Below are 20,195 nucleotides of genomic sequence, written 5' to 3'. Positions count from 1 at the left end.
ACACGCGCCTCGTAAGCTCCGGCCCCGCCATCCCTGTGCAGCAGATCTCGATTTGATAACGCCACTGCTATCCCCTAGCGTGAAAAGCAGGCCCGCCGATGCGGGTGCAGGAATGCCCGGTGCTGCCTCCACCAGAACTGCCCAATGGCAGCCACCGAAAGTGACCTCTATTCGTCAGGGGCGGGCAGTGGCGCGATGATCTCCGGGGACGGAACCAGCGCCGGTGGCCTTCAGGAGCATCACCACAATGAAAAACACCACCTTCCGTACTGTCGCGCGCCGTGGAGCAACGGTGGCCGCGATTTCAGCCGCTGGCCTGGCCCTTTCCGCCACTGCGGCCAACGCAACCACCAGCACCTCCACCTGGGATGCACTGGCGCAGTGTGAAAGCGGCGGCAACTGGGCCACCGATACCGGCAACGGCTACTCCGGCGGCCTGCAGTTCAGCCCCAGCACGTGGTCCGCGTACGGCGGCACCGGCTCGCCGGCGGATGCCAGCCGCGAGCAGCAGATCGCAGTCGCCGAACAGGTCCAGGCCTCGCAGGGCTGGGGAGCCTGGCCTTCCTGCGCCACGCAGCTTGGTTTGAGCGGCGGCGGCACCGGAAGCGTTCCGGTCCAGCAGGCCCCGGCCTACCAAGCGCCGGTCCAGGCCACCGTCCAGGTTCCTGCCGCCAAGCACGCCACGGCCGTTGCCGTCAGTGGCGAGACGTACACACTGCAGGCCGGTGACACCCTGAGCATCGTTGCCGACAAGCTGGGCATTGCCGGGGGCTGGCAGCACCTCGCCGACGCCAACCTGGACACCATCTCCGACCCGAACCTCGTTTTCGAGGGCCAGGTCCTGAAGCTTCCTGCCTAGAAGCTGACCTGCAGCTGAAGCAGCTGCCCGAGCCTCGCGTAGGGGCTTCCACAAACAGGTCGGCGATAGACAAATTCCGTTGACCAAAAACGACGCCGGCACGCCCCCAAAAGGTGAGTGCCGGCGTCGTCCTTTACTCCTGTAAGCCCGCGCTCAGGCAGCAGGCAACTCTCGGACGATCCGCACCTTCCAAGCGGATTCGTCGCTGGTGTCCAGCAGGGCCACGGTGCCATGCGCCAGGTTCAGCGCCACGCGCTTGACGGCGAGGAGCTCCAGGTAGAGGTGCTCGTTCATGCGGCTGGGGGTGTCGATCACGTACTTCACGGCGTCGCGCACCTTGCGGTAGTTGGCGCTGCGTTCACGGTGCATGTGCAATTCCAGGGCCGACTTCTGCTGAATCCTCGGCTCGTGCCTGTTCAGCAGGGTGACTGCGGTGTGCACGCCCACCACGAGGGCAAGCGAGACGACATAGATCCACCAGCCGCTGGACAGCAGGAACAGCGGCAGGTTGCCGATGGCGACGATCGCGATCACAATCCGGAGGGCGGCGATACGGCGCATGGTCTTGGCGACGGCGGCGATGCCGTCGCGGAAACGGTGCTGTTCCTTGCGGGCGGCATGGGGATCGATGGTGAACTCGTCAAGGACGAGGATGCCTTTGGCCTCCGGGCCCAACATCTGGCCGAAACGGGGCGGGACCGAGGGCGTGTTTCCGGTGCTCTTTTCAGGTGTTAAGGTCATGATGGTGCTTCCAGAACGCTGGGGTGGTTGCGGAGATCGTAGTGGTTTTAACATCTGCCCGTATGCATCTGTCCACTATTTGGACACCTCCTGTGGCCTCCGCCACTGCAATTGGAACATCTCCACGGTGCCGTCAGACTGAATAGATGCAAACTTTCCTCCCGTACCCCGACTTCTGGCAGAGCGCCGCAGCCCTGGACACCGCCCGGCTCGGCAAGCAGCGGGTGGAAGCCCTCCAGACACTCCGCGCCCTGGTCATTCCGGGGTACGGCTGGCAGACCCATCCCGCCATCCGGATGTGGATGGGCTACGTGCCGGCGCTGACCATGTACGGGCTCGCGATGGTGGACGAGTGGACCAAGCGCGGCCATCCGGACAACACCCGCGCAAACATCACCGAGTTCGCTCCGCAGGCGGCGCACCCCGACTACGCCTCGAAGATCCCCATGCCGCCGTGGCTCGGAGATCCCGACCTCCACCTCAGCCACCGGTCCAAGCTGGTCCACAAGGAGCCCAAGTTCTACAGCTCCGTCTTTCCGGACGCAGTCCCGGACATGGCCTACGTCTGGCCCGAGCCCAGGCACGAATTCCTGCCGCAGGAACCCGAGGGAGACATTCTCTGGATCCTTCGCGATCCGCACGACGACATCGACCCGCAGACCCTGGATACGGTTGCCCTGCCGCCCGTCAACGGCATAATGCCCGCCGCCGCCAGCGATGAGTACGCTCCGGTCTACCTCGAGGAAACCTCGCGGCGCCCGTCCCGCGGGCCGCGCAAGGCGCCAGCCAAGCCTCAGGTCAAGAAGCCCACCCGTAAGCGCCTCGCCCAGGAGGAGGCTTTCGCCACCCTTCCGGGCAAGACACCGGTGGCAGTCCCGTTTGAGCACGGATCCAAGTTCGCCGTGGGCCAGGTGATGGGGCGGCCCATTACCCTTGAGGACGGCAGGTTTGGCAGGCACTTCACCGTCACTGAGATCATCGACCGCTCCGCTTTTGCCTACCCCGCCCTCCTTCAGGATCCCCGGGTGTTCTTTGCGGTAGAGGCTCCGTAACCCATGACCATCCTTATGGCCGGGTGCGGCGACTTGGGAACAGAAGCGGGCCTGCGGTTCGCCGCGCTGGGGCACCGCGTGGTGGGGTGGCGCCGCTCCCCCGCCAACCTGCCGCCGGAGATTGAAGGTGCGGCGGCTGACCTTCGTTCCGCGAACCTGCCGCAGATCCCGGCTGACACCTCCGCCGTCGTCATTGCCGTTGCTGCCGACTCGCCAACGGAGGAGGCTTACCGTGCGGCGTACCTTGGCGGCGTTACGCATGTGCTGGACGCGTTGGAGCGCGACGGCGTGCGGCCGGGGCGGGTGCTTTTTGTCTCCTCCACGGCTGTCTATGGCGACGCCGGCGGCGGCTGGGTGGACGAAGGCACGGCGCCGGAGCCGGGCGGCTTCTCCGGGCGCGTCCTGGTTGAAGCTGAGGACCTGTTGCTGTCCAGGCTGGAGGGGACCGGGACTTCCGCGGTGTCCCTCCGACTGGGCGGGATTTACGGCCCCGGCAGGACCAGGCTGATCGACCAGGTACGCACCGCCTCAGCGGTGGTTCCCCAGGATGTCCGCTACACCAACCGGATCCACCGGAATGACGCCGCAGGTGCCATTGTGCACCTTGTGTCAATGGCTGCGCCGCCCGCTCCGGTTTATGTCGGCGTAGACGACGATCCTGCTGAACTCGGTTCCGTGCTGCGGTTCCTGGCGTCCGACATGGGACTGCCTGAGCCGCCCGTCGGTGACGCCGGGCCTGCGCGCGCCGGCAACAAGCGCTGCCGCAATAGCCTGCTGCGCTCGACGGGCTTCAGCTTCACTTTTCCGTCATTCCGGGAAGGGTACCGGGACATCCTCGCCGGAAACAGCGTCCGCCATCCCTGACTCGCGCTGCTCGCCTCCCCTCCTGCCCGTGAGCTGGCGCTTAGGCTGGCAGCCTGAGGATTTCGGCGCGAAGCGGGCGGAGCACGGGTGGACTTTCGGCACATCATCGAAACTGTTGGCGAGTTCGTGGATTTCGCCGGGGTGGCTGTCATGGTTATTGGTGCCTTGTTGTCCATTCCGTTGGCTCTGCGCGGGTACCGGCCACGGAGGCTTCGGGGCACCAACGAGGAACTGAGCTTGTACCGGCTGTACAGGCAGTTGCTGGGGCGGTCCATCCTGCTGGGACTTGAACTGCTGGTAGCCGCCGACATCATCCGCACCGTAGCCGTCACCCCAACGTTCGAAAGCGTTGGCGTCCTGGCCATCATCGTGTTGATTAGGACATTCCTGAGTTTCTCGCTTGAGCTGGAAATCACCGGGCGCTGGCCATGGCAGAAGGAGCCGCGCGGGACGGGCCAGCCTTCGGAGGCATCCGCGGGCTGAGACTTTGCCGGTTTTCCACATAGGGCTGGTGGGTGGGCGGTTTTGTCAGTGGTCTCTGGAAGAGTTGACCCAAATAGGCCACACCCCAACCTTCATCCCCCACCCCACCCACGCGAAAATTAAACGCACCCCGCGTATAAGACGTTCGCCCTCGTATCCAGGCATGGAGAAAAGATCGGCCTGTCTATGTAAGGCCTTGTGCACGTAAGCCGCGCGTTGAAGACTCGAGTCAACAGCCAAACCCCGCGGGAAGAGACGGCAGTGGATGAGACTCATGACGCAGCAGCGCTTTGGCCAGCCCCTCCTAAGCTAAGTCCGCCAATCATCACGGAACAGCGGTGGACTGACGCGGTTTTCCTTCATTGGCGTTTATCGGAAGCAGTGGCTGCGCGCTACATGCCGCCGGGGGCTACGCCGGACACATTCGACGGGACATCGTGGGTGGGCCTCATCGGTTTCCGGATGAAGAAAGCAGGGGTTGGGCGGGGGCCCGGAATTCCTTACTTTGGCAGCTTCAATGAGGTCAATGTCCGCCTCTACTCCCGGGAGCCGGACGGCACCCGGGGAGTGGTATTTCTAAGCCTCGACGCGAACCGGCTCCCCGTTGTTCTTGCGGCCCGTGCAGCCGGAGTCCCCTACGTCTGGTCCCGGATTGGTCAGTATCGCTTGGCAACTCAAGCCGAAAGCGAGGCCGGAACGGGCTACACCGTCAGGAGATACAGACGCGGAGCATCGAGCATATTCAGCGTGTTTCCCCGCACGTCACTGCCAGCCATAGGCCCCCTAGCGGTCCACCTCACGGCACGGTTCGGAATGCACGGCCGCTTCCGTGGACGGACAATCTACATCCCCAACTCCCATGAACCATGGCCGCTCTATACCGCAGAGCTCCATGAGTTCGAGGATGGCCTGGTGGCGGCTGCCGGGCTTACGGTCGCCGGACCACCGGAGTCAGTCCTGTTCTCGCCAGGAGTGCGCGCCCGGTTCGGCCTGCCGCGGGTTGTGCCAAGCGAAGCTTAGGCTTAGGAGGCTCAGGCGTCGCGCCAGCCTTGGCCTTCGCTGAAGGTAGCCACCAACGTGCCGACACCTGGCTGCAGGGAGTTGGACGGGTCGAAATACAGTGAGGCTTCTGATGCCCGGCTGTGCGTGATCAGTTGTTCCGCTTCCAGCTTCGCTTCAGGGACCGTGGCCCCGATGATCCCGGTCCGGGCAGGCAGTTCAGAGGTGTGCACCACGTCGGTCGCCGTTTCGCTCAGCGGAATGGTGGTGCCGGAGTTGATCTCATCGTGCGGGAAAGCAAACTCGCCATCGTCGGGTGCTGCAGGAATGGTGTACTCCAGGAAATAGGTCATCACCCCACCTTTGCAGAAAGCCCGCATGGCCGAAAGTCTCCCGCACCCAGCGTCCTGATCTGCGTATTCCCACGTCAACCCTGCCCTCCTATACTTACCGCATGTTGATGTCGCTGTGGTTCGGCGTCATAGCGTCCAGCGCTCTTGTCCTGGGTGCCTTGATCGGTGTCCGGTTTGAACTTCCCAAGCGACTCCTCGCGATGCTTCTGGCCTTCGCCGCAGGGTCGCTCATCACCGCACTGGCTTTCGAACTGTTCGAGGATGCCTACGAACACGGCGGTATTATCCGGGCTGCCATAGGCCTGATGGTCGGCGCGGTGGTGTTCACGGTCCTCAGCGCGTTGCTGGACCGATGGGCACAGGCGGGCGAACAAAAGCATGCCAAGCCGGCGGACGAATTCGAAGGCAGTGCCAAGCTTGACACGGACGCTGCCGCGAGCGACAAGCGCCCTACCTCGGCGTCAACCAAAGGCGCCGCCGGAATGGCCCTCCTGGCAGCGGTGACCCTTGACGGTGTCCCGGAAAACGTGGCCCTGGGAATCTCACTTGGCGAAGGAACCGGCGGCCTGGCCCTGCTCGCGGCCATCTTTGTCTCCAACTTGCCAGAAGCCCTCGTGGGATCAGCCTCGATGCGCAGCCAGGGCCGCTCCACCGCCAGCATTCTCGGCCTCTGGCTGGCGTGCGCGGCCCTGCTGGTGATCGCCGTCGTCGTCGGTGCAGGGCCGCTCAGCGGAACCGACCCGGAGGCAATCTCCCTGCCGCTCGCCTTCGCCGCCGGAGCCGTTATCGCCTCACTGGCAGACACCCTGATGCCCGAAGCGTACGAGCACGGCGGTCCCGCAGTGGCGCTCAGTACTGCGGGAGGTTTCGTCCTGGCCTTCTTCCTGTCACTCACGTAGCAGTTCGCCTGCACAGCGGTAGATATCCCCTGTGCGGTCCCTACTTCCCCAGCCCGGCCCTCCGCAGGGCGTCCGCCAGAGCCGTGTCCGCCGGCGCAGGCTTGGGTGCAGAACTGCTCCTCACTCCAGGTTTGGCAGCGTTCCTGCCTCCGGGTTGCTGCGGATCCTGCCGCCGGCCACGACCGGAATCCTGCCGTCCGCCACGCTCGGGCGTCTGCTGCCGCCCGCCGGAACTGCCGCGCCCGCCTGGGGAGGTCTCGTCGTCGAGCCTTAGCGTCAGGGAGATCCTCTTACGTTCCGGATCAGCCTCCAGGACCTTCACGCGAACCACCTGGCCCGACTTCACCACCTCACGGGGGTCAGACACAAAACGGTTGGCCAGCGCAGAAACATGGACCAGGCCGTCCTGGTGGACGCCGACGTCGACGAACGCCCCGAATGCGGCAACGTTTGTCACCGTTCCCTCCAGCACCATCCCCGGTTTGAGGTCAGAGATCTTCTCAATACCTTCGGAAAAGGCAGCGGTCGTGAAGGCAGGGCGGGGATCACGCCCTGGCTTATCCAGCTCGGCCAGAATGTCCGTGACAGTTGGCAGGCCGAACGTATCATCGACGAAGTCCCGGGGGTTCAGGGACGAAGCGGGGGCAGCCCCGGCAGCAACCAGGATTTTCCGCGCCACAGAGTAGGCCTCGGGGTGGACGCTGGAAGCATCAAGCGGCTCCGCTCCCCCGGTGATTCGCAGGAAGCCTGCGCACTGCTCGAACGCCTTGGCACCCAGCCGCGGGACTTTTTTGAGGTCGGCGCGCTTTGCAAATGGGCCATGCTCGTTTCGATAGGCCACGATGTTCTCGCTGAGCAGGGGTCCGACGCCGGCCACCCGGCTCAGGAGCGCGGGCGACGCGGTGTTGACGTCCACACCCACCGCGTTTACGCAGTCCTCCACTACGGCGTCCAGGCTGCGGTCCAGCTTGGATGCCGTCACATCGTGCTGGTACTGGCCAACGCCGATTGACTTCGGATCGATCTTGACCAATTCGGCGAGCGGATCCTGCAGGCGACGGGCAATTGAAACCGCGCCGCGAAGGGAAACATCCATGCCCGGCAATTCGGCGGCTGCGAGCGCGGACGCCGAGTAAACGGAAGCACCGGCCTCGGACACCACCAGTTTTTGCGGCTTCCGGTCCACGTCCGGCAGCAGCTTGATCAGCTCGGCTGCCAGCTTGTCGGTCTCGCGCGACGCCGTACCGTTGCCTATCGCTATGAGTTCGACGGCGTGCTGCCGCGCGAGCCGTGCCAGGGTCGCCAGGGCTTCGTCCCACTTCCGGGCAGGGGCGTGCGGGAACACGGTGTCAGTGGCCACCACCTTTCCGGTGCCGTCAACCACTGCAACTTTGACGCCGGTGCGGAGACCGGGATCGAGGCCGAGCGTTGCCCGGTTTCCGGCCGGAGCAGCAAGCAGGACATCACGAAGGTTCGCTGCGAAGACGCGGACTGCTTCGTCCTCTGCTGCGGCGAACATCCGGCCCCGGAGGTCTGCGGTGAGGCGGGGGAGGACACGGGAGCGCCAGGCTGACTGGGCAGTCTGCATCAGCCAGGCATCGGCGGGGCGGCCGCGGTCGGCGACCCCCAGGAACCTGGCCACTGCGGACTCGTAACGGGAGCGCGCGGCGGCTAGTGCGTCGTCGTCGGCGGGATCTGCCTCGGCGAGGTCAAGTTCAAGGACGCCGTCCTTCTCGCCGCGCAGCAATGCCAGCACCCGGTGGGAGGGCATGCCGGCGGGTGCCTGGGCGAACTCGAAATAATCGGCGAACTTCTGGCCTTCCGCTTCCTTGCCCTTCTTGACGCGCGACACCATGCGGCCCTGCGTCCAGAGCCGCTCCCGTAATGTCGCGGCCAGGTCGGGGTCCTGGGCCACGCGCTCCACAAGGATGGCGCGGGCGCCGGCGAGCGCTGCCGCGGCATCACCAATGGCATGCTCCGTGTTCAGGTACTTGGCCGCTTCCCGTTCCGGGTCAAGGTCCGGGCGCTTGAGCAGTGCATCGGCCAGGGGTTCCAGTCCTGCTTCCCTGGCAATCTGGGCCTTGGTCCGGCGTTTGGATTTGAAGGGCAGGTAGACGTCCTCGAGCCGCGATTTGGTGTCCGCGGCGAGGACCGCCTTTTTGAGCTCGGGCGTCAGCTGGCCTTGCGCCTCGACGGCCTCCAGCACCGTGCGGCGGCGGTCTTCGAGTTCGCGCAGGTAGCGCAGGCGGTCCTCGAGTTCGCGGAGCTGGCTGTCGTCCAGCGTCCCCGTGGCTTCCTTTCGGTACCGCGCGATGAAGGGAACTGTCGACCCGCCGTCGAGCAGCTCAACCGCGGCCTTCACCTGCCAAGGCTTGACGCCGAGTTCGGAAGCGATCTGGGCGTGAATGGCATCATCCGGTTTGGGAGCTGCGTTTGGAACAGAGGGGGCTTGCGGCAGTTGAGTCACCAGAACATCTTGCCCTACCTCCCTGCCCGGCTCCACTGAGCGAAAGGCCGCTTGCACACACACCTTCCATACGCTGGCAGAGGTATTCCCCTCCCGTCCGCAAAGTGCTGTAGTGGAGGTGCCGTCAGGCACCACGCTCGAGGAAGAGGCCGCCATGCGGGAACTGCTGATTGTGTTTCAGGAGGGGTTCAAGGAAGCCAACATCACCGTGACGGTAAACGGAAAGCAGGTGCGGCGGGACCTCGATGTTTCCACCAACCCGTACCTCGGCATCGCGTCCGAGGTCTCCGTCGAATTGCCGGCAAAGGGCGCGCAGGTGGGTGTTGAGGTCACTAACCGCGGCCTAAAGGCGATTACGAAGGTAACAGGAAAGCCGAAAAGCGTGCTCGTCTCCATCGAGGACGGCAAGCTCATCATGAAGGAGGGGACGGGCCGGGAGGCGGTCCTGTAGCAGGCTGGTCCTCTAACAAAACGGACCCTAGCAAAAGTAAATTCGATGGAGTACCATCGTCTCACCGCCGGCTTCCAGAGGGGTCCGGCGGGCCAAATTAGATTGTCAGCCGGAAGTCGTCGGATGGCTTTCGGCCGGTCGCTGCCGGTTCCAGCACACCGCGCAGCCAAACAACGACGGCGGCCCCCAGTGCCGGGTGCCGCCGTCGATTGTTGTTGGTGCTTAGCCCTGGTACGCCGGGTAGTCCGTGTAACCTTCGGCGCCCTCTGCATAGAACGTGGAGGGGTCCGGCTCGTTCATGGGGAGGCTTTCCTTCCAGCGGCGGGCGAGGTCCGGGTTGGCGATAGCGGGCCGCCCCACCACCACCGCGTCGGCATGCCCGTCGGCAACAAGCGTGACGGCTTCCTCACGGGTGGTCACGACATTGAAGCCGGTGTTCACGAGGAAGGTGCCGTCGAAGCGCGCGCGGAGGTCCTGCACGAGTTCCCCCGTGGGCTCGTGATGCAGGATGCTCAGGTAGGCGAGGTTGAGCGGGGCGATGCTGTCCACCAGGACTTCATAGGTAGCGCGGACGTCTGCGGGATCCGTTTCGGCGATGCCTTGGACGTTGTGCTCCGGGGAGATCCGGATGCCCACGCGGTTGGCACCGAGGGCCGCAACGACTGCGTTGACGGTTTCGATGACGAAGCGCGCACGGTTTTCCGGGGACCCGCCGTAGCTGTCGGTCCGGATGTTCGAGTTGGGCGCAAGGAACTCGTGCAGCAGGTAGCCGTTGGCGGAGTGCAGTTCCACACCGTCGAAGCCGGCTTCGATGGCGTTCAGCGAGGCGTTGACGATTTCCTGGATCACCATGGGAAGTTCGTCGGTGGTGAGGGCGCGCGGGACGGGGTACGGCTGCTTCCCGGACGGAGTGCGGACCTCACCCTCGATGGCGACGGCGCTGGGAGCCACGATGGGGTGGCCGCCGGTGATGTCCGGGTGCGAGACCCGACCGCCGTGCATGATCTGTGCGAACATCCGGCCGCCTTCGGCGTGAACCGCGTCCGTGACCTTCTTCCAGCCTGCCATCTGGGCCTCGGTAATGATGCCCGGCTGCCCGGGGTAGGAGCGGCCGGGCGGGCTGGGGTAGGTGCCTTCACTGACGATGAGCCCCAGGGAGGCGCGCTGGCGGTAATGCTCGACGACGAGCGGTCCCGGGACGCCTTCCTCACCCGCACGCAGACGGGTCAAGGGGGCCATGACCAGCCTGTTTGGGAGTTCAAGTTCGCCGAGGGTGAGCGGGGAAAACAGCATGTACGGTTCCTTTCGAAGGCTGAAGACGTACTGCTCGTGCCAACTGGAGTGCGCGTGCAACTATTCCGGATGCGATGCGAATCACACTCGCTGCGGATCTTGGCCGCTTCACGGCGGGGCTATCGGGAGATCTCTGCTCGCGGGCAGCCCTGGCCCTGCGGATTTATGTTGCAGTCATCGGCGTAGTTGCGGGTCAACGAGCGCCAGACGCTGATGTTTTGGGGCGGGGCGCTGAACTGGCCCTGGCCGGGGATTGGCAGCGGCGGGCCGTTGTTCACGGAATACGTTCCCTGGAAGGACGTGGTCAGGACGACCTGGAAGTCTCCGGTCGCACCGTACGCGTGGCTTGTCCTGGTCTTTTCGCCCCACCGTTCCTGCGGCAGCGGGCCGCCCATCGACGGCTGGGGCCCGAACACGGTGCCGTCGCCGTAATTCCAGGTGTACTGCACGGGCGTGGCCACAACATGAACAGCCTGGCCGAACATGGTGATGTCGAACTGCTGCTCAACGGCTTCCGCGTAGAAGTTCGTCTCGGCCCCTCGCAGCGTATGCGGACTGGGTTGTGCCGTCACCGTTCCCGCGTTGATCGGCAGGTTCTGGAACTCCCGCTGGATGTCGGCCGCGATCCGGGGCAGGAGGTCCTCGGGGCGGGCGTCGAAAAGGCAGGTGGGACCGGAATGGTAAGCCCACACCGCACCCGGAACTCCCCGTGGCCGCGAAAGCCAGGTAACTGGGATGCCGTCTTCACCGTCAGGTCCGTCCGTGCATTCGAGCTGACGGCCGAGGCAATCGGTGTCGAAGTCTCCACCGCCGAGATGGCACTGAAGTTCGTACTTGTACTCGTTGGGGTCGGTAGAGACTGCGCCAGGGCTCGGCCTCGAAAAGTCGCCGCTTGATGGATCTAATACCCACGAATCAATATCAGCAGAATCCGAACCCCATTGCCCTTTAACGGGAGGCGGCTTTCCCTCCGCTATCGCGTCAGGTGCGACAGTGGCTACCCGAACGAGGATCACGGCTAAAAGAACACTCAAAAACAGGACGATCCGGCCAGCGCGAACCAGATAGATGGACATACGTTAGCCCGCAATAGGTTCAATTGTGTTCACAAACCAAGCGCCATCCCTGTACACCGCGAGCATGAGGCTCCCAGAATTTGCAGTATGGGGATCAGTACCGTCCAGAGTACCGTCGGGGTTGTAGTAGGAAAGTGGTTCCTGTGAGACTTGCACCGCAACCTGATAGTTTCCGTTCGCGCCTATTTTGAAGTTCGTACTGACAGCGGGCGTGGTAACTTTGCCTCCGCCCAGCCAACGCCCCTCCTCGTGCCAACCTGTTTGGACTTCCTTTGCGCGTTCACACATTGTGCAAGAGGGGCTCGTTACGGCTGATATGTGCGATACGTCGCCTGTCTCATAGCCATAACTCAAAAGCTCGAACCAGTACCGTGCAAACGCCTCGAGACCTTCTTTCGTTTCCGTCTTGGCCACTTCGGGCAGCACCGGAACCGGGACGTTCTGGGCGGGGCCGGAGGCGTCGGCCGGTTTGTAAGCGGCAGTCGGCGTGGGAGTAGGAGTCGGTGAAGCGCTGGTGGTGGCCAAGTCCGTAGCGGAGGGAGCCGCAGCCGCGCCTGGTTCTTGGGAATCACCAGGATTACAACCCGCCAAAGCAAGGGAAGCAGCGACAGCCAGCGCTGCCACACCAGTACGCAGGGCACGGGACGTGAAGACGTTCAGTGATGCCATGGGCCGCTATTCCCCCAGTAGTTTCAAGACGGCGTGCTCCGGACAGTGCCTTAAGGGTAGCCCACGTCACAATTCAATGATCCAACTTATCCACAGGTACTTTCCTTGGCTCCTATCACCGGCCGCGGAAAGCAGAAGTTTCAAGACAACGGGCATAAGGAAAGCCGGCACCCTCAGGCACCGGCCTTCCTCAACCCAGCAACTCCTCAACACCAGCACCTATCGCTGCGGGGGCAGCACCAGCTCCCCCGTCTTGTCCGTGGACAAGGCAAGTGAAGAAACATACTGCGGGCCGCCGTCGGGGGCGTTCTGGGCGGAACGCACCATATCCGGCCGCTCGAACTCTAGGCCCGTGACATGGCAGAGGAGCTTGGTGTCGCTGGGGTTGCCGTCGGCGTCGAACATGGGGAGGTCGATGCCGTCATCGATGCGGCGCAGGTAGTACCGGCCCCGGGTCAGCACCGCCAGCAGTGGCGGGAGAACCAGAGCCAGGCCCACCGCGAAAATCGGCGAATACGGCTGGATGGCGGAACCGAACACTCCGAAGAACACGGCAATCGAGATCCCAGCAGAAGCCAGCATTGACACAAAACCCACAGGGTTCACCGCATACAGCATGCCGCGCCGGAATTCAGGCACTTTGGGCGAGATCTTCAGAAGATACTTGTTGATGGTGATGTCGGACGCCACGGTGACCACCCAGGCCATGGCGCAGTTGGCGTAAAAGCCGAGGATGGTGTTGAGGAAGTCGAACATGTTGGCTTCCATCAGGATCAGGGCGATCAGGAGGTTCACCACCACGAACACCATGCGCCCCGGATACGTCTTGGTGATCCGCGTAAACGAGTTCGTCCAGGCCAGTGAACCCGAGTAAGCGTTGGTGACGTTGATCTTGATCTGTGAAATGACCACCAGCACCACCGCGAGCGCCATGGCCAGCCATGCGGGCATCATCTCCCGGTAAACGCCGAGGAACTGGTGCACCGGCTCATTGGCGGTCGCGGAGGCAGCCGGGTCCAGGGTGGCGATGAGGTAGACGGCGATGAACAGGCCCACGATCTGTTTGATGGCACCGAAGATCACCCAGCCCGGACCGGCCAGGATCACGGCCCTCCACCAGGCACTGCGGTTCTCTGCCGTGCGCGGCGGCATGAAACGCAGGTAATCGATCTGTTCGGCAATCTGCGCCATCAGGGACAGGCACACGCCGGCGGCCAACATGACCGAAGCAAGATTTGGGCCGCCACCGCCGGACGCACCGGTGTACGCAAAGAAGCTGTCGATGCTCTCCGGATGCGAAACCAGCAGGTATCCCACAGGCACCACCATCAGGAGCAGCCACAGCGGAGTGGTCCAGACCTGCAGTTTTGCGAGCGTGTTCATGCCGTAGATCACGAGCGGAATGATGATCACGGTAGAGGCGAAGTACCCCAGCCACTGCGGAATTCCCAGCCCAACCTCCAGGCCCTGCGCCATGATGGAGCCCTCCAGCGCAAAGAAGATGAACGTGAAGGTGGCGAAGATGACATTCGTGACCACCGAGCCGTAATAGCCGAAGCCGGAGCCGCGCGTGATCAGGTCTAAGTCGATGTTGTAGCGCGCCGCGTAGTAGGCCAGTGGAAAGCCGGTGGCGAAGATGATCACGGCAGCAACCAGGATGCCGAGGACCGCGTTGACCGTCCCGTAGGCTATTCCGATGTTCGCGCCAATCGAAAAGTCGGCCAGATAGGCGATCCCGCCCAACGCGCTGGTAGCCACCACCCCCGCGCTCCACTTGCGGTAGGACCGCGGGGCAAACCTGAGCGTGTAATCCTCAAGGCTTTCCTTGGTGGCGTTGAGTGCCGCGGCGTTGCCCGCCGTCGTACTTCCCAGGGCAGGTCCGACGACGGCGCCTCCAGGCGGTGCTGATGCCTCCAGCAGTTGCGTGGTCTCTGTGTCGTTGTTCATCGGGCGCGTCGCTTTCGTTTGGGAACTGGTCCAACGCGACGCTATCCAGCAGGGAAAACAATCCTGTCACGATGTTGTTTCGTATCAGTTAAGTCATGACCCGGGTTGTCAACAACACCAGCCGGCCACACTTGTGCCTAACCCACAAAAACCGTGGCCGAGCACCGAACTAGCGTCAGGGGAAGGAGAATCCGCCAACCCGAAGGACCACCATGACCAGCCACCCCCCTCTCCCCCTGTATCCCATCCTCGAAACAGCCCGGGAGCAGGTCCTGGAGCAGGGCATCGGCCTGTCCGAGTCCCAGCTGCTGGAGGTTCTCCGCCTCCCTGACGAAGCACTTCCGGCCGCCCTCGACCTGGCCCACCAGGTCCGGTTGAAGCACTGCGGCGAGGATGTGGAAGTAGAGGGCATCATCTCCATCAAGACGGGCGGCTGCCCCGAGGATTGCCACTTCTGCAGCCAGTCCGGACTCTTCGACAGTCCCGTCCGGGGCGTTTGGCTGGACATCCCGGAACTGGTGAAGGCAGCCAAGGAAACGGCGGCCACAGGCGCGACAGAATTCTGCATCGTGGCCGCAGTGCGCGGGCCGGACACCAAGCTGATGAACCAGATCAAGTTCGCAATCGACCGGATCCACCAGGAGGTGGACATTAACATCGCATGCTCCCTGGGCATGCTGACGCAGCCGCAGGTGGACCAACTGGCCAGCTGGGGAGTCCACCGGTACAACCACAACCTCGAAACTGCGCGCAGCTACTTCCCGCAGGTGGTCACCACGCATACCTATGAGGAACGGCTCGAAACCTGCGCGATGGTCAAGGCTGCGGGGATGGAACTGTGCTGCGGCGCGCTGATCGGCATGGGTGAAAGCCTGGAACAGCGGGCAGAGCTCGCGGCGCAGCTCGCAGCGCTGGAGCCGCACGAAGTTCCACTGAACTTCCTCAATCCGCGGCCGGGCACGCCCTTGGAGGACCAGCCGGTCATGGACGGGAAGGATGCCCTCCGGGCCGTGGCAGCGTTCCGCTTCGCCATGCCCCGCACCGTCCTGCGCTACGCCGGGGGTCGTGAGCTGACCCTCGGCGACCTCGGCACCCGCGAGGGGTTGCTGGGCGGTATCAACGCCGTCATCGTTGGCAACTACCTCACCACCCTGGGACGCCCCGCCGCCGCCGACCTCGAGCTCCTGCTGGACCTGAACATGCCGATCAAGGAACTGCAGAAGACGCTGTGACCGGTATGCCGGCAGGCCCAGCCAGCGGAAGCGCGGCCCCCTACTGCCGCCTCTGCGGCGAGCCCCGCCAGAACAAAGCGGACGACGGCGGGACGGCGCCGCCGTCGTCGTACTCCCACCTCCGGTGTGACGAGAGGCTGCAGATGGAGCCTCCCCGGTTCTGCGCGGAATGCGGGCGGCGGCTCAAGGTACAAGTGACGCCGTTTGGCTGGTCGTCCACCTGTTCGCGCCATGGTGGAACGGGCTCGGACGCCGCAGGGGGTGAAAACCGCCCCTCGAAACCCCTGGCATATTTCTACGATGCGTAGAAGAATGTGGGCATGATGTTTGAACACGCAGATGGCAACCCCGTCCTGGAACTCGATGATGAGCAGTCCTGGCGCCTACTGGAGGGCACCAAGCACGGCCGGCTGGTGGTCTCCGTGGCCGGGGAGCCGGACATCTTCCCGGTGAACTATGTGACGTCGGAACGGAAGGTGTACCTGCGGACAGCCCCGGGCAACAAGCTCGCCCAGCTGACCATCAACTCCACAGTACTGTTCGAGGCGGACGGCATCCTCTCCGATGAAGCGTGGTCAGTGGTGCTTCGCGCCAAGGCACGCGTGCTCAGCAACTCAGCGGACCTTGCAGCTGTGGAGGAACTGGGGCTGAAATCCTGGGTGCCCACCCTCAAGGACTTCTACGTGGAAATTGATCCCGTCTCCGTGAGCGGCCGGCATTTCCAGCTGGGCGAGCAGCCGGAGCTCTGACACCGGGTTTCCTGCGCCCGTCCGGGATCTCAGGCTTGCGCTCCTAGACTTGAAACATGGCGGACAAGCTCACTCCGGAGCGGCGCAGCTGGAACATGTCCCGGATCCGGGGCAAGAACACCAAGCCTGAACTGCTGGTACGCCGGCTGCTCCATGCCAAGGGCTACCGCTACCGTCTGCACGGCAGGTCCGGCGCATCGCGGCTGCCCGGCAACCCGGACCTCGTGTTCGCCGGACGCCGCAAGGTCATTTTCGTGAATGGGTGCTTCTGGCATTTCCACGACTGCCGGGTAGGCCAGCATGCACCCAAAGCGAACGCTGAATTCTGGGAAGTGAAGCGCTCCCGGACCAGGGAACGCGACGCCGGCCAGCGCCGTCTCCTCGAAGACGCGGGCTGGGACGTCCTCACGGTGTGGGAATGCGAACTCAAGGACGGGTCCGCCTTAGAGGATGTGCTGGTGCAGTTCCTCGAAAGCGGATCTTCGGCCTAACTGCGCCGGGCCAGCAACGCGTTCCTCAGTGCGGCGGCGGAAGATTCGCTGCTGTTGATTCGCCAGTCGGCCTCCTTTTGCAGGTGGAACCAGACGAAGCCCATGACGTCCGGCTGGGCAGCCAGATATGACACCAGGTCCGTGTTCCACGCGGCTGTCTTGGCCGTCACGGTGATGCTTCCAGCAGCAGTGGCAGGAATCGTGATTCCGGTACTAAACGATCCCGTTGCCGACGTCCGGAAGCCGAAGGTCGCCGAACCGACGATCACCGTGCCGGTCGTGGCCGCCTTGAACCCGGTTCCGGAAACCTTAACCGCCGACCCTGCCGGGCCGGACGCCGGGTTCAGTGCCACTTGCGCTGCCGCCGGGGCTGCGGCTGCCGGATGCATCCCGGGCAAGACGATCCCGGCCCCCGCAAACACTGCCAAAACGACCAGCCTCAGCATTCGAAACACGCAAACCCCCGGCGCGACGGGCGGCCGCAGCCGCAACGTATTAGGTACATACCGCACTGGGATCAAGTATTGGGGGATGATTCCCACTCCCATCAAGAAACCCGCAATTCTGCCCTGAATCCCTGCCGGACCCCGGCACCGGACCTACCCTGAAATAGACATAAGCCCCACCCTCCCGTGACGTTCCCGGAGAGGTAATTTCCAGCTGAAAGGAGCGTCATGGGCGCCTCAGATGATGCTCCCCGGCCGCTGGTCGACCAGTCCGTGCTCGACCGTCTCCGGCAGGAGCTGGAAGAGGATGAGGGGTACTGCAAGGTGTTCGTAGGAAACTTCATCGAGTGCCTGCCCCAGCGGATCGGGCGGCTCCGGCTCGCGCTGACAACGGGAGACCTGGAGGACTCAGTGGACGCCGTCCTCAGCCTGAAGACATCCAGCCAGATGGTGGGGGCCGAACGGTTGGCGGGCCTGGCCCTGGACCTGGAGAAGGAAATCCGCACCGAGGCACGCCAGGCGGATGTCGCCGTCGTGCTTCCCAAACTGGCCGCAACGTACCTGCGCCCCATCAACCAATGCAGCCGGCAGACTATGCACCGGCTGCAGGCTCAATGCTCCCCTGGCGCCAGCCGGTAGCCCACGCCGCGGACCGTCTGCAGCCAGCGCGGCTGCTGCGGCGAATCCCCGAGCTTCTTGCGCAGGTTGCCCATGTGGACCTCGACGGAACGCTCGTCCGCCTCACTGATGTAACTGCCGACGTCGTAATCCTCGTCCCGCAGCCGGCGCACAAGGTCCGCCTTGGTACGGACCGTCCGGCCCGCCTCCAGCAGTGCGTGCAGGAGCTCGAACTCGGTACGGGTGAGGTTCATTTCCCTGCCGTCTACAGCAACAGTGCGCGAGGCGTAGCTCAGCTCCAGGCCGTTATGGCTGTAGTTGCCCCGCTCCGAGTGCCCATTGGCCTCGGCGGCGGCCTCCGCCGGCATGGACTCGGCTTCAGGTGCGGAGCGCGGCCTGCGCATCATTGCGGCGATGCGGGCGCGCAACTCGCGCGGCCTGAACGGTTTGGTGAGGTAGTCGTCGGCGCCTGATTCCAGGCCGATCAGGGTGTCCAGCTCCTCGGTGCGGGCCGTGAGCATCACGATGTAGGCGTCGGAGAATTCGCGGATCTGGCGGGACACTTCAAAGCCGTCGATGTCCGGCAGGCCGAGGTCCAGGGTGATGACGTCCGGGTTCAGGTGCTTGGCGATAAGGACGCCCTCCGCTCCGCTGCTGGCAACGGTTACGTCAAAACCGGCCTGGGTAAGCACCGTACGGACCAGTTCGCGGATGTCATGGTCATCCTCAATGACCAGCCCAACACGTGCATCACTCATAGCGCCCCCTCAGCAGCCAACGTCAGAAGTATAGCTGGCTGCGGATATCCTGCTGGTATGGACCTGCACACCCACGCGTCTCGGCCCGATGACTAAGCCCGCAGAGTGGTCCACGGGGCGGTTGTGGTTCTTCCGGCGGCCCTTCCATGAGTACAGCCTGCGGCACCGTGTGGCGCTGAGCCAGATGCCGCTGTTCGTCACCACGCTGCTGACGGTGTTCCTGGTGTGGACCTTCTTCCCGGGCACCACGACGAATCCGTTCTTCGCCGCGTTCGTCGTTTCGCAGTTCGCCATCATGGCCCTGTGCTACCTGGTTCCCTGGGAGCGGCTGCCGTATACGAGCTTCCTGGTCCTCCCGGTGCTGGACTTTGTCTCCATCGGCTTTGGGCGCGAAGGCGGGCAGGAGAGCCTGACCGGTATCAGCCTGCTGGCGGTGTTCCCGGTGATCTGGCTGTGCGCTTCCGGCTTTTATCCACGGGTGGCTCTCTGGCTTTCGTTCCTGGCGCCGCTTGCCATCATCTGGGTCCCGTTGCTGCTGAAAGGGACCTTCACCGCACAGGACGCCACCCGCTCGCTGCTCCTCCCGGTGATGATGCTGGGCATCGGGGTCTCCGTGAGCGTCCTGACGCTGAGCATGATGCGGCAGCAACGCGAACTGGAGGAGAAGGACGCCCAGCTGCAGGCGAACCTGCGGTCCAGCCAGCGTCAGGAGGCGCTCCTCAACACCGTGCTGGACACGGTGCACCTGGGTGTCCTCGCCGTCGACGGCGACGGGCATGACGTCCTGATGAACCGGAAACAGCGGGCCAACCACGTCCTGGCGAGCCCCGAGGACAATGCGGATCCGAACGAATCCCAGCTCCTGGTGTTCGGCCCCGACCGCAAGACGCTGGTTCCGGCGGAGGAACGGCCCGTCCGCCGCGCAGTGCTGGGCGAAACCTTCACGGACTATCTGGTCTGGCTGGGTGAGGGCAGGGACCAGCGCGCCTTCGTTACCACAGCGCGTCCGATGAAGGACGCCGACGGGAAGTTCGCCGGGTCCGTCATCGCCTTCAGCGACGTGACGGACCTGGTGAATGCGCTGACCACGAAGGACGAGTTCGTTTCCAGCGTCTCGCACGAGTTCCGCACCCCGTTGACGTCCATCCTGGGTTACGTGGAGATCCTGCTGGCGGATGACCAGGACGAATCCGACCGCGAAATGCTGGAAATCATCCGCCGCAACTCGGAACGCCTCCTGACCCTGGTATCGGATCTGCTGGCCAGCCGGAACGGGCAGCTCATCGTCACCCCGCATACCGTGGACGTGGCGGAACTCGTGCGCTCCAGCGTCTCCTCGGCGATGCCCAAAGCTTCCGCTGCTGGCGTGGTGCTCGAGGCCGACGCCCCGGAAAAGCTGGAAGCCCATGTGGACGGTGAACGCATCTCCCAGGTCCTGGACAACCTGGTGTCCAACGCCATCAAATACTCCCCCGGCGGCGGGAACGTCCTGGTGAGCCTGGCGCAGGAGGATGGCCACCTCGCCTGCCGGGTGAGCGACACCGGCATGGGCATGGCCCCTGAGGATGCGTCCGAGGTTTTCGCCAAGTTCTTCCGGACCAGCAGAGTGCGGCGTACTGCCATTCCCGGCGTTGGGTTGGGCCTGCCGATCAGCAAGGCGATCGTGGAGGCCCACGGCGGAACCATCGAGGTGGACAGCGAACTGGGCAAGGGCACCACGTTCACATTCCGGGTGCCGGTTTGAGCCG

At 64.1% G+C, this 20,195-nt stretch carries 21 protein-coding genes; 12 read left to right on the top strand and 9 right to left on the bottom strand.

The window, feature by feature from the left end:
- Positions 1-247 precede the first annotated feature (247 nt).
- Entirely contained in the window at positions 248-859 is a 612-nt protein-coding gene (locus FDW83_RS16135; RefSeq protein WP_138139094.1) for a transglycosylase family protein, read from the top strand.
- 153 nt (positions 860-1,012) lie between these two features.
- On the opposite strand, the gene FDW83_RS16130 is transcribed toward FDW83_RS16135, so the two are convergent.
- Positions 1,013-1,600 (bottom strand): hypothetical protein, encoded by a 588-nt coding sequence (locus FDW83_RS16130; RefSeq protein ID WP_138139093.1) that lies wholly within the window; start codon positions 1,598-1,600, stop codon positions 1,013-1,015.
- 146 nt (positions 1,601-1,746) lie between these two features.
- On the opposite strand from FDW83_RS16130, the gene FDW83_RS16125 reads away from it, so the two are divergent.
- The 4 genes from FDW83_RS16125 to FDW83_RS16110 all read left to right on the top strand — a co-directional run bounded on the left by FDW83_RS16125 (position 1,747) and on the right by FDW83_RS16110 (position 5,019).
- The gene (locus FDW83_RS16125; RefSeq protein WP_138139092.1) at positions 1,747-2,652 is read left to right on the top strand and encodes an MSMEG_6728 family protein; all 906 of its coding nucleotides are present in this window, start codon (positions 1,747-1,749) and stop codon (positions 2,650-2,652) included.
- A gap of 3 nt (positions 2,653-2,655) precedes the next feature.
- Positions 2,656-3,516, top strand: a complete 861-nt coding sequence (locus tag FDW83_RS16120; protein WP_138139091.1) for an NAD-dependent epimerase/dehydratase family protein — start codon at positions 2,656-2,658, stop codon at positions 3,514-3,516.
- An 87-nt stretch (positions 3,517-3,603) separates the two neighbouring features.
- Complete coding sequence (locus FDW83_RS16115; protein ID WP_138139090.1) at positions 3,604-3,999, top strand: DUF1622 domain-containing protein; 396 nt, start codon at positions 3,604-3,606, stop codon at positions 3,997-3,999.
- Between the two features lie 198 nt (positions 4,000-4,197).
- Complete coding sequence (locus FDW83_RS16110) at positions 4,198-5,019, top strand: YqjF family protein (RefSeq protein WP_370281352.1); 822 nt, start codon at positions 4,198-4,200, stop codon at positions 5,017-5,019.
- An 11-nt stretch (positions 5,020-5,030) separates the two neighbouring features.
- On the opposite strand, the gene FDW83_RS16105 is transcribed toward FDW83_RS16110, so the two are convergent.
- Positions 5,031-5,351: a hypothetical protein gene (locus FDW83_RS16105; protein ID WP_138139088.1), complete on the bottom strand. Its 321-nt coding sequence runs from the start codon at positions 5,349-5,351 to the stop codon at positions 5,031-5,033.
- A gap of 101 nt (positions 5,352-5,452) precedes the next feature.
- On the opposite strand from FDW83_RS16105, the gene FDW83_RS16100 reads away from it, so the two are divergent.
- A complete protein-coding gene (locus FDW83_RS16100; protein WP_138139087.1) occupies positions 5,453-6,250 on the top strand; it encodes a ZIP family metal transporter in 798 nt (265 codons plus the stop codon).
- Positions 6,251-6,290: 40 nt separating this feature from the next.
- On the opposite strand, the gene FDW83_RS16095 is transcribed toward FDW83_RS16100, so the two are convergent.
- Positions 6,291-8,717, bottom strand: coding sequence for a Tex family protein (locus FDW83_RS16095; protein ID WP_138139086.1), 2,427 nt, complete (start codon positions 8,715-8,717; stop codon positions 6,291-6,293).
- Positions 8,718-8,871: 154 nt separating this feature from the next.
- Here FDW83_RS16095 and FDW83_RS16090 point away from each other — a divergent pair, with 154 nt between their 5' ends.
- Positions 8,872-9,168, top strand: coding sequence for a hypothetical protein (locus tag FDW83_RS16090; protein ID WP_138139105.1), 297 nt, complete (start codon positions 8,872-8,874; stop codon positions 9,166-9,168).
- Between the two features lie 222 nt (positions 9,169-9,390).
- Here FDW83_RS16090 and FDW83_RS16085 read toward each other — a convergent pair whose 3' ends face one another.
- From FDW83_RS16085 to FDW83_RS16075, 4 genes are all read right to left on the bottom strand, one after another.
- A complete protein-coding gene (locus FDW83_RS16085; RefSeq protein WP_138139085.1) occupies positions 9,391-10,461 on the bottom strand; it encodes an alkene reductase in 1,071 nt (356 codons plus the stop codon).
- 119 nt (positions 10,462-10,580) lie between these two features.
- Complete coding sequence (locus FDW83_RS16080; protein WP_240721019.1) at positions 10,581-11,153, bottom strand: hypothetical protein; 573 nt, start codon at positions 11,151-11,153, stop codon at positions 10,581-10,583.
- A gap of 387 nt (positions 11,154-11,540) precedes the next feature.
- Positions 11,541-12,062 (bottom strand): DUF6318 family protein, encoded by a 522-nt coding sequence (locus FDW83_RS19225; protein ID WP_171027591.1) that lies wholly within the window; start codon positions 12,060-12,062, stop codon positions 11,541-11,543.
- 363 nt (positions 12,063-12,425) lie between these two features.
- Complete coding sequence (locus tag FDW83_RS16075) at positions 12,426-14,153, bottom strand: cytosine permease (RefSeq protein WP_138139084.1); 1,728 nt, start codon at positions 14,151-14,153, stop codon at positions 12,426-12,428.
- A gap of 212 nt (positions 14,154-14,365) precedes the next feature.
- On the opposite strand from FDW83_RS16075, the gene bioB reads away from it, so the two are divergent.
- The 3 genes from bioB to FDW83_RS16055 all read left to right on the top strand — a co-directional run bounded on the left by bioB (position 14,366) and on the right by FDW83_RS16055 (position 16,625).
- Entirely contained in the window at positions 14,366-15,385 is a 1,020-nt protein-coding gene (gene bioB / locus FDW83_RS16070; protein ID WP_138139083.1) for a biotin synthase BioB, read from the top strand.
- 320 nt (positions 15,386-15,705) lie between these two features.
- Complete coding sequence (locus FDW83_RS16060; protein ID WP_138139082.1) at positions 15,706-16,134, top strand: pyridoxamine 5'-phosphate oxidase family protein; 429 nt, start codon at positions 15,706-15,708, stop codon at positions 16,132-16,134.
- 56 nt (positions 16,135-16,190) lie between these two features.
- Positions 16,191-16,625, top strand: a complete 435-nt coding sequence (locus tag FDW83_RS16055) for a very short patch repair endonuclease (protein ID WP_138139081.1) — start codon at positions 16,191-16,193, stop codon at positions 16,623-16,625.
- On the opposite strand, the gene FDW83_RS16050 is transcribed toward FDW83_RS16055, so the two are convergent.
- A complete protein-coding gene (locus FDW83_RS16050) occupies positions 16,622-17,014 on the bottom strand; it encodes a hypothetical protein (protein WP_240721018.1) in 393 nt (130 codons plus the stop codon). The two genes, FDW83_RS16055 and FDW83_RS16050, sit on opposite strands and share 4 nt — an antisense overlap.
- A 285-nt stretch (positions 17,015-17,299) precedes the next feature.
- On the opposite strand from FDW83_RS16050, the gene FDW83_RS16045 reads away from it, so the two are divergent.
- Entirely contained in the window at positions 17,300-17,710 is a 411-nt protein-coding gene (locus tag FDW83_RS16045) for an Hpt domain-containing protein (protein WP_138139080.1), read from the top strand.
- Here the strand turns inward: FDW83_RS16045 and FDW83_RS16040 are convergent.
- Entirely contained in the window at positions 17,683-18,447 is a 765-nt protein-coding gene (locus tag FDW83_RS16040; RefSeq protein WP_138139079.1) for a response regulator transcription factor, read from the bottom strand. The genes FDW83_RS16045 and FDW83_RS16040 overlap by 28 nt on opposite strands.
- An 88-nt stretch (positions 18,448-18,535) precedes the next feature.
- Here FDW83_RS16040 and FDW83_RS16035 point away from each other — a divergent pair, with 88 nt between their 5' ends.
- Entirely contained in the window at positions 18,536-20,191 is a 1,656-nt protein-coding gene (locus FDW83_RS16035) for a cell wall metabolism sensor histidine kinase WalK (RefSeq protein ID WP_138139078.1), read from the top strand.
- The last annotated feature ends 4 nt before the right edge of the window (positions 20,192-20,195 follow it).

This window comes from Pseudarthrobacter sp. NamE2 (assembly GCF_005796205.1).
Lineage (GTDB): Bacteria > Actinomycetota > Actinomycetes > Actinomycetales > Micrococcaceae > Arthrobacter.
This window is presented reverse-complemented; position numbering and strand designations above follow the sequence as displayed.

Bases quoted from the DNA above. Each gene is read 5' to 3' on its own strand.
- FDW83_RS16035 (WP_138139078.1), top strand. From the start codon at position 18,536: ATGACTAAGCCCGCAGAGTGGTCCACGGGGCGGTTGTGGTTCTTCCGG.
- FDW83_RS16105 (WP_138139088.1), bottom strand. From the start codon at position 5,351: ATGACCTATTTCCTGGAGTACACCATTCCTGCAGCACCCGACGATGGC.
- FDW83_RS16045 (WP_138139080.1), top strand. From the start codon at position 17,300: ATGGGCGCCTCAGATGATGCTCCCCGGCCGCTGGTCGACCAGTCCGTG.
- FDW83_RS16090 (WP_138139105.1), top strand. From the start codon at position 8,872: ATGCGGGAACTGCTGATTGTGTTTCAGGAGGGGTTCAAGGAAGCCAAC.
- FDW83_RS16120 (WP_138139091.1), top strand. From the start codon at position 2,656: ATGACCATCCTTATGGCCGGGTGCGGCGACTTGGGAACAGAAGCGGGC.
- FDW83_RS16040 (WP_138139079.1), bottom strand. From the start codon at position 18,447: ATGAGTGATGCACGTGTTGGGCTGGTCATTGAGGATGACCATGACATC.
- FDW83_RS16085 (WP_138139085.1), bottom strand. From the start codon at position 10,461: ATGCTGTTTTCCCCGCTCACCCTCGGCGAACTTGAACTCCCAAACAGG.
- bioB (WP_138139083.1), top strand. From the start codon at position 14,366: ATGACCAGCCACCCCCCTCTCCCCCTGTATCCCATCCTCGAAACAGCC.
- FDW83_RS16060 (WP_138139082.1), top strand. From the start codon at position 15,706: ATGATGTTTGAACACGCAGATGGCAACCCCGTCCTGGAACTCGATGAT.
- FDW83_RS16135 (WP_138139094.1), top strand. From the start codon at position 248: ATGAAAAACACCACCTTCCGTACTGTCGCGCGCCGTGGAGCAACGGTG.
- FDW83_RS16075 (WP_138139084.1), bottom strand. From the start codon at position 14,153: ATGAACAACGACACAGAGACCACGCAACTGCTGGAGGCATCAGCACCG.
- FDW83_RS16130 (WP_138139093.1), bottom strand. From the start codon at position 1,600: ATGACCTTAACACCTGAAAAGAGCACCGGAAACACGCCCTCGGTCCCG.
- FDW83_RS16055 (WP_138139081.1), top strand. From the start codon at position 16,191: ATGGCGGACAAGCTCACTCCGGAGCGGCGCAGCTGGAACATGTCCCGG.
- FDW83_RS16050 (WP_240721018.1), bottom strand. From the start codon at position 17,014: ATGCATCCGGCAGCCGCAGCCCCGGCGGCAGCGCAAGTGGCACTGAAC.
- FDW83_RS16100 (WP_138139087.1), top strand. From the start codon at position 5,453: ATGTTGATGTCGCTGTGGTTCGGCGTCATAGCGTCCAGCGCTCTTGTC.
- FDW83_RS16125 (WP_138139092.1), top strand. From the start codon at position 1,747: ATGCAAACTTTCCTCCCGTACCCCGACTTCTGGCAGAGCGCCGCAGCC.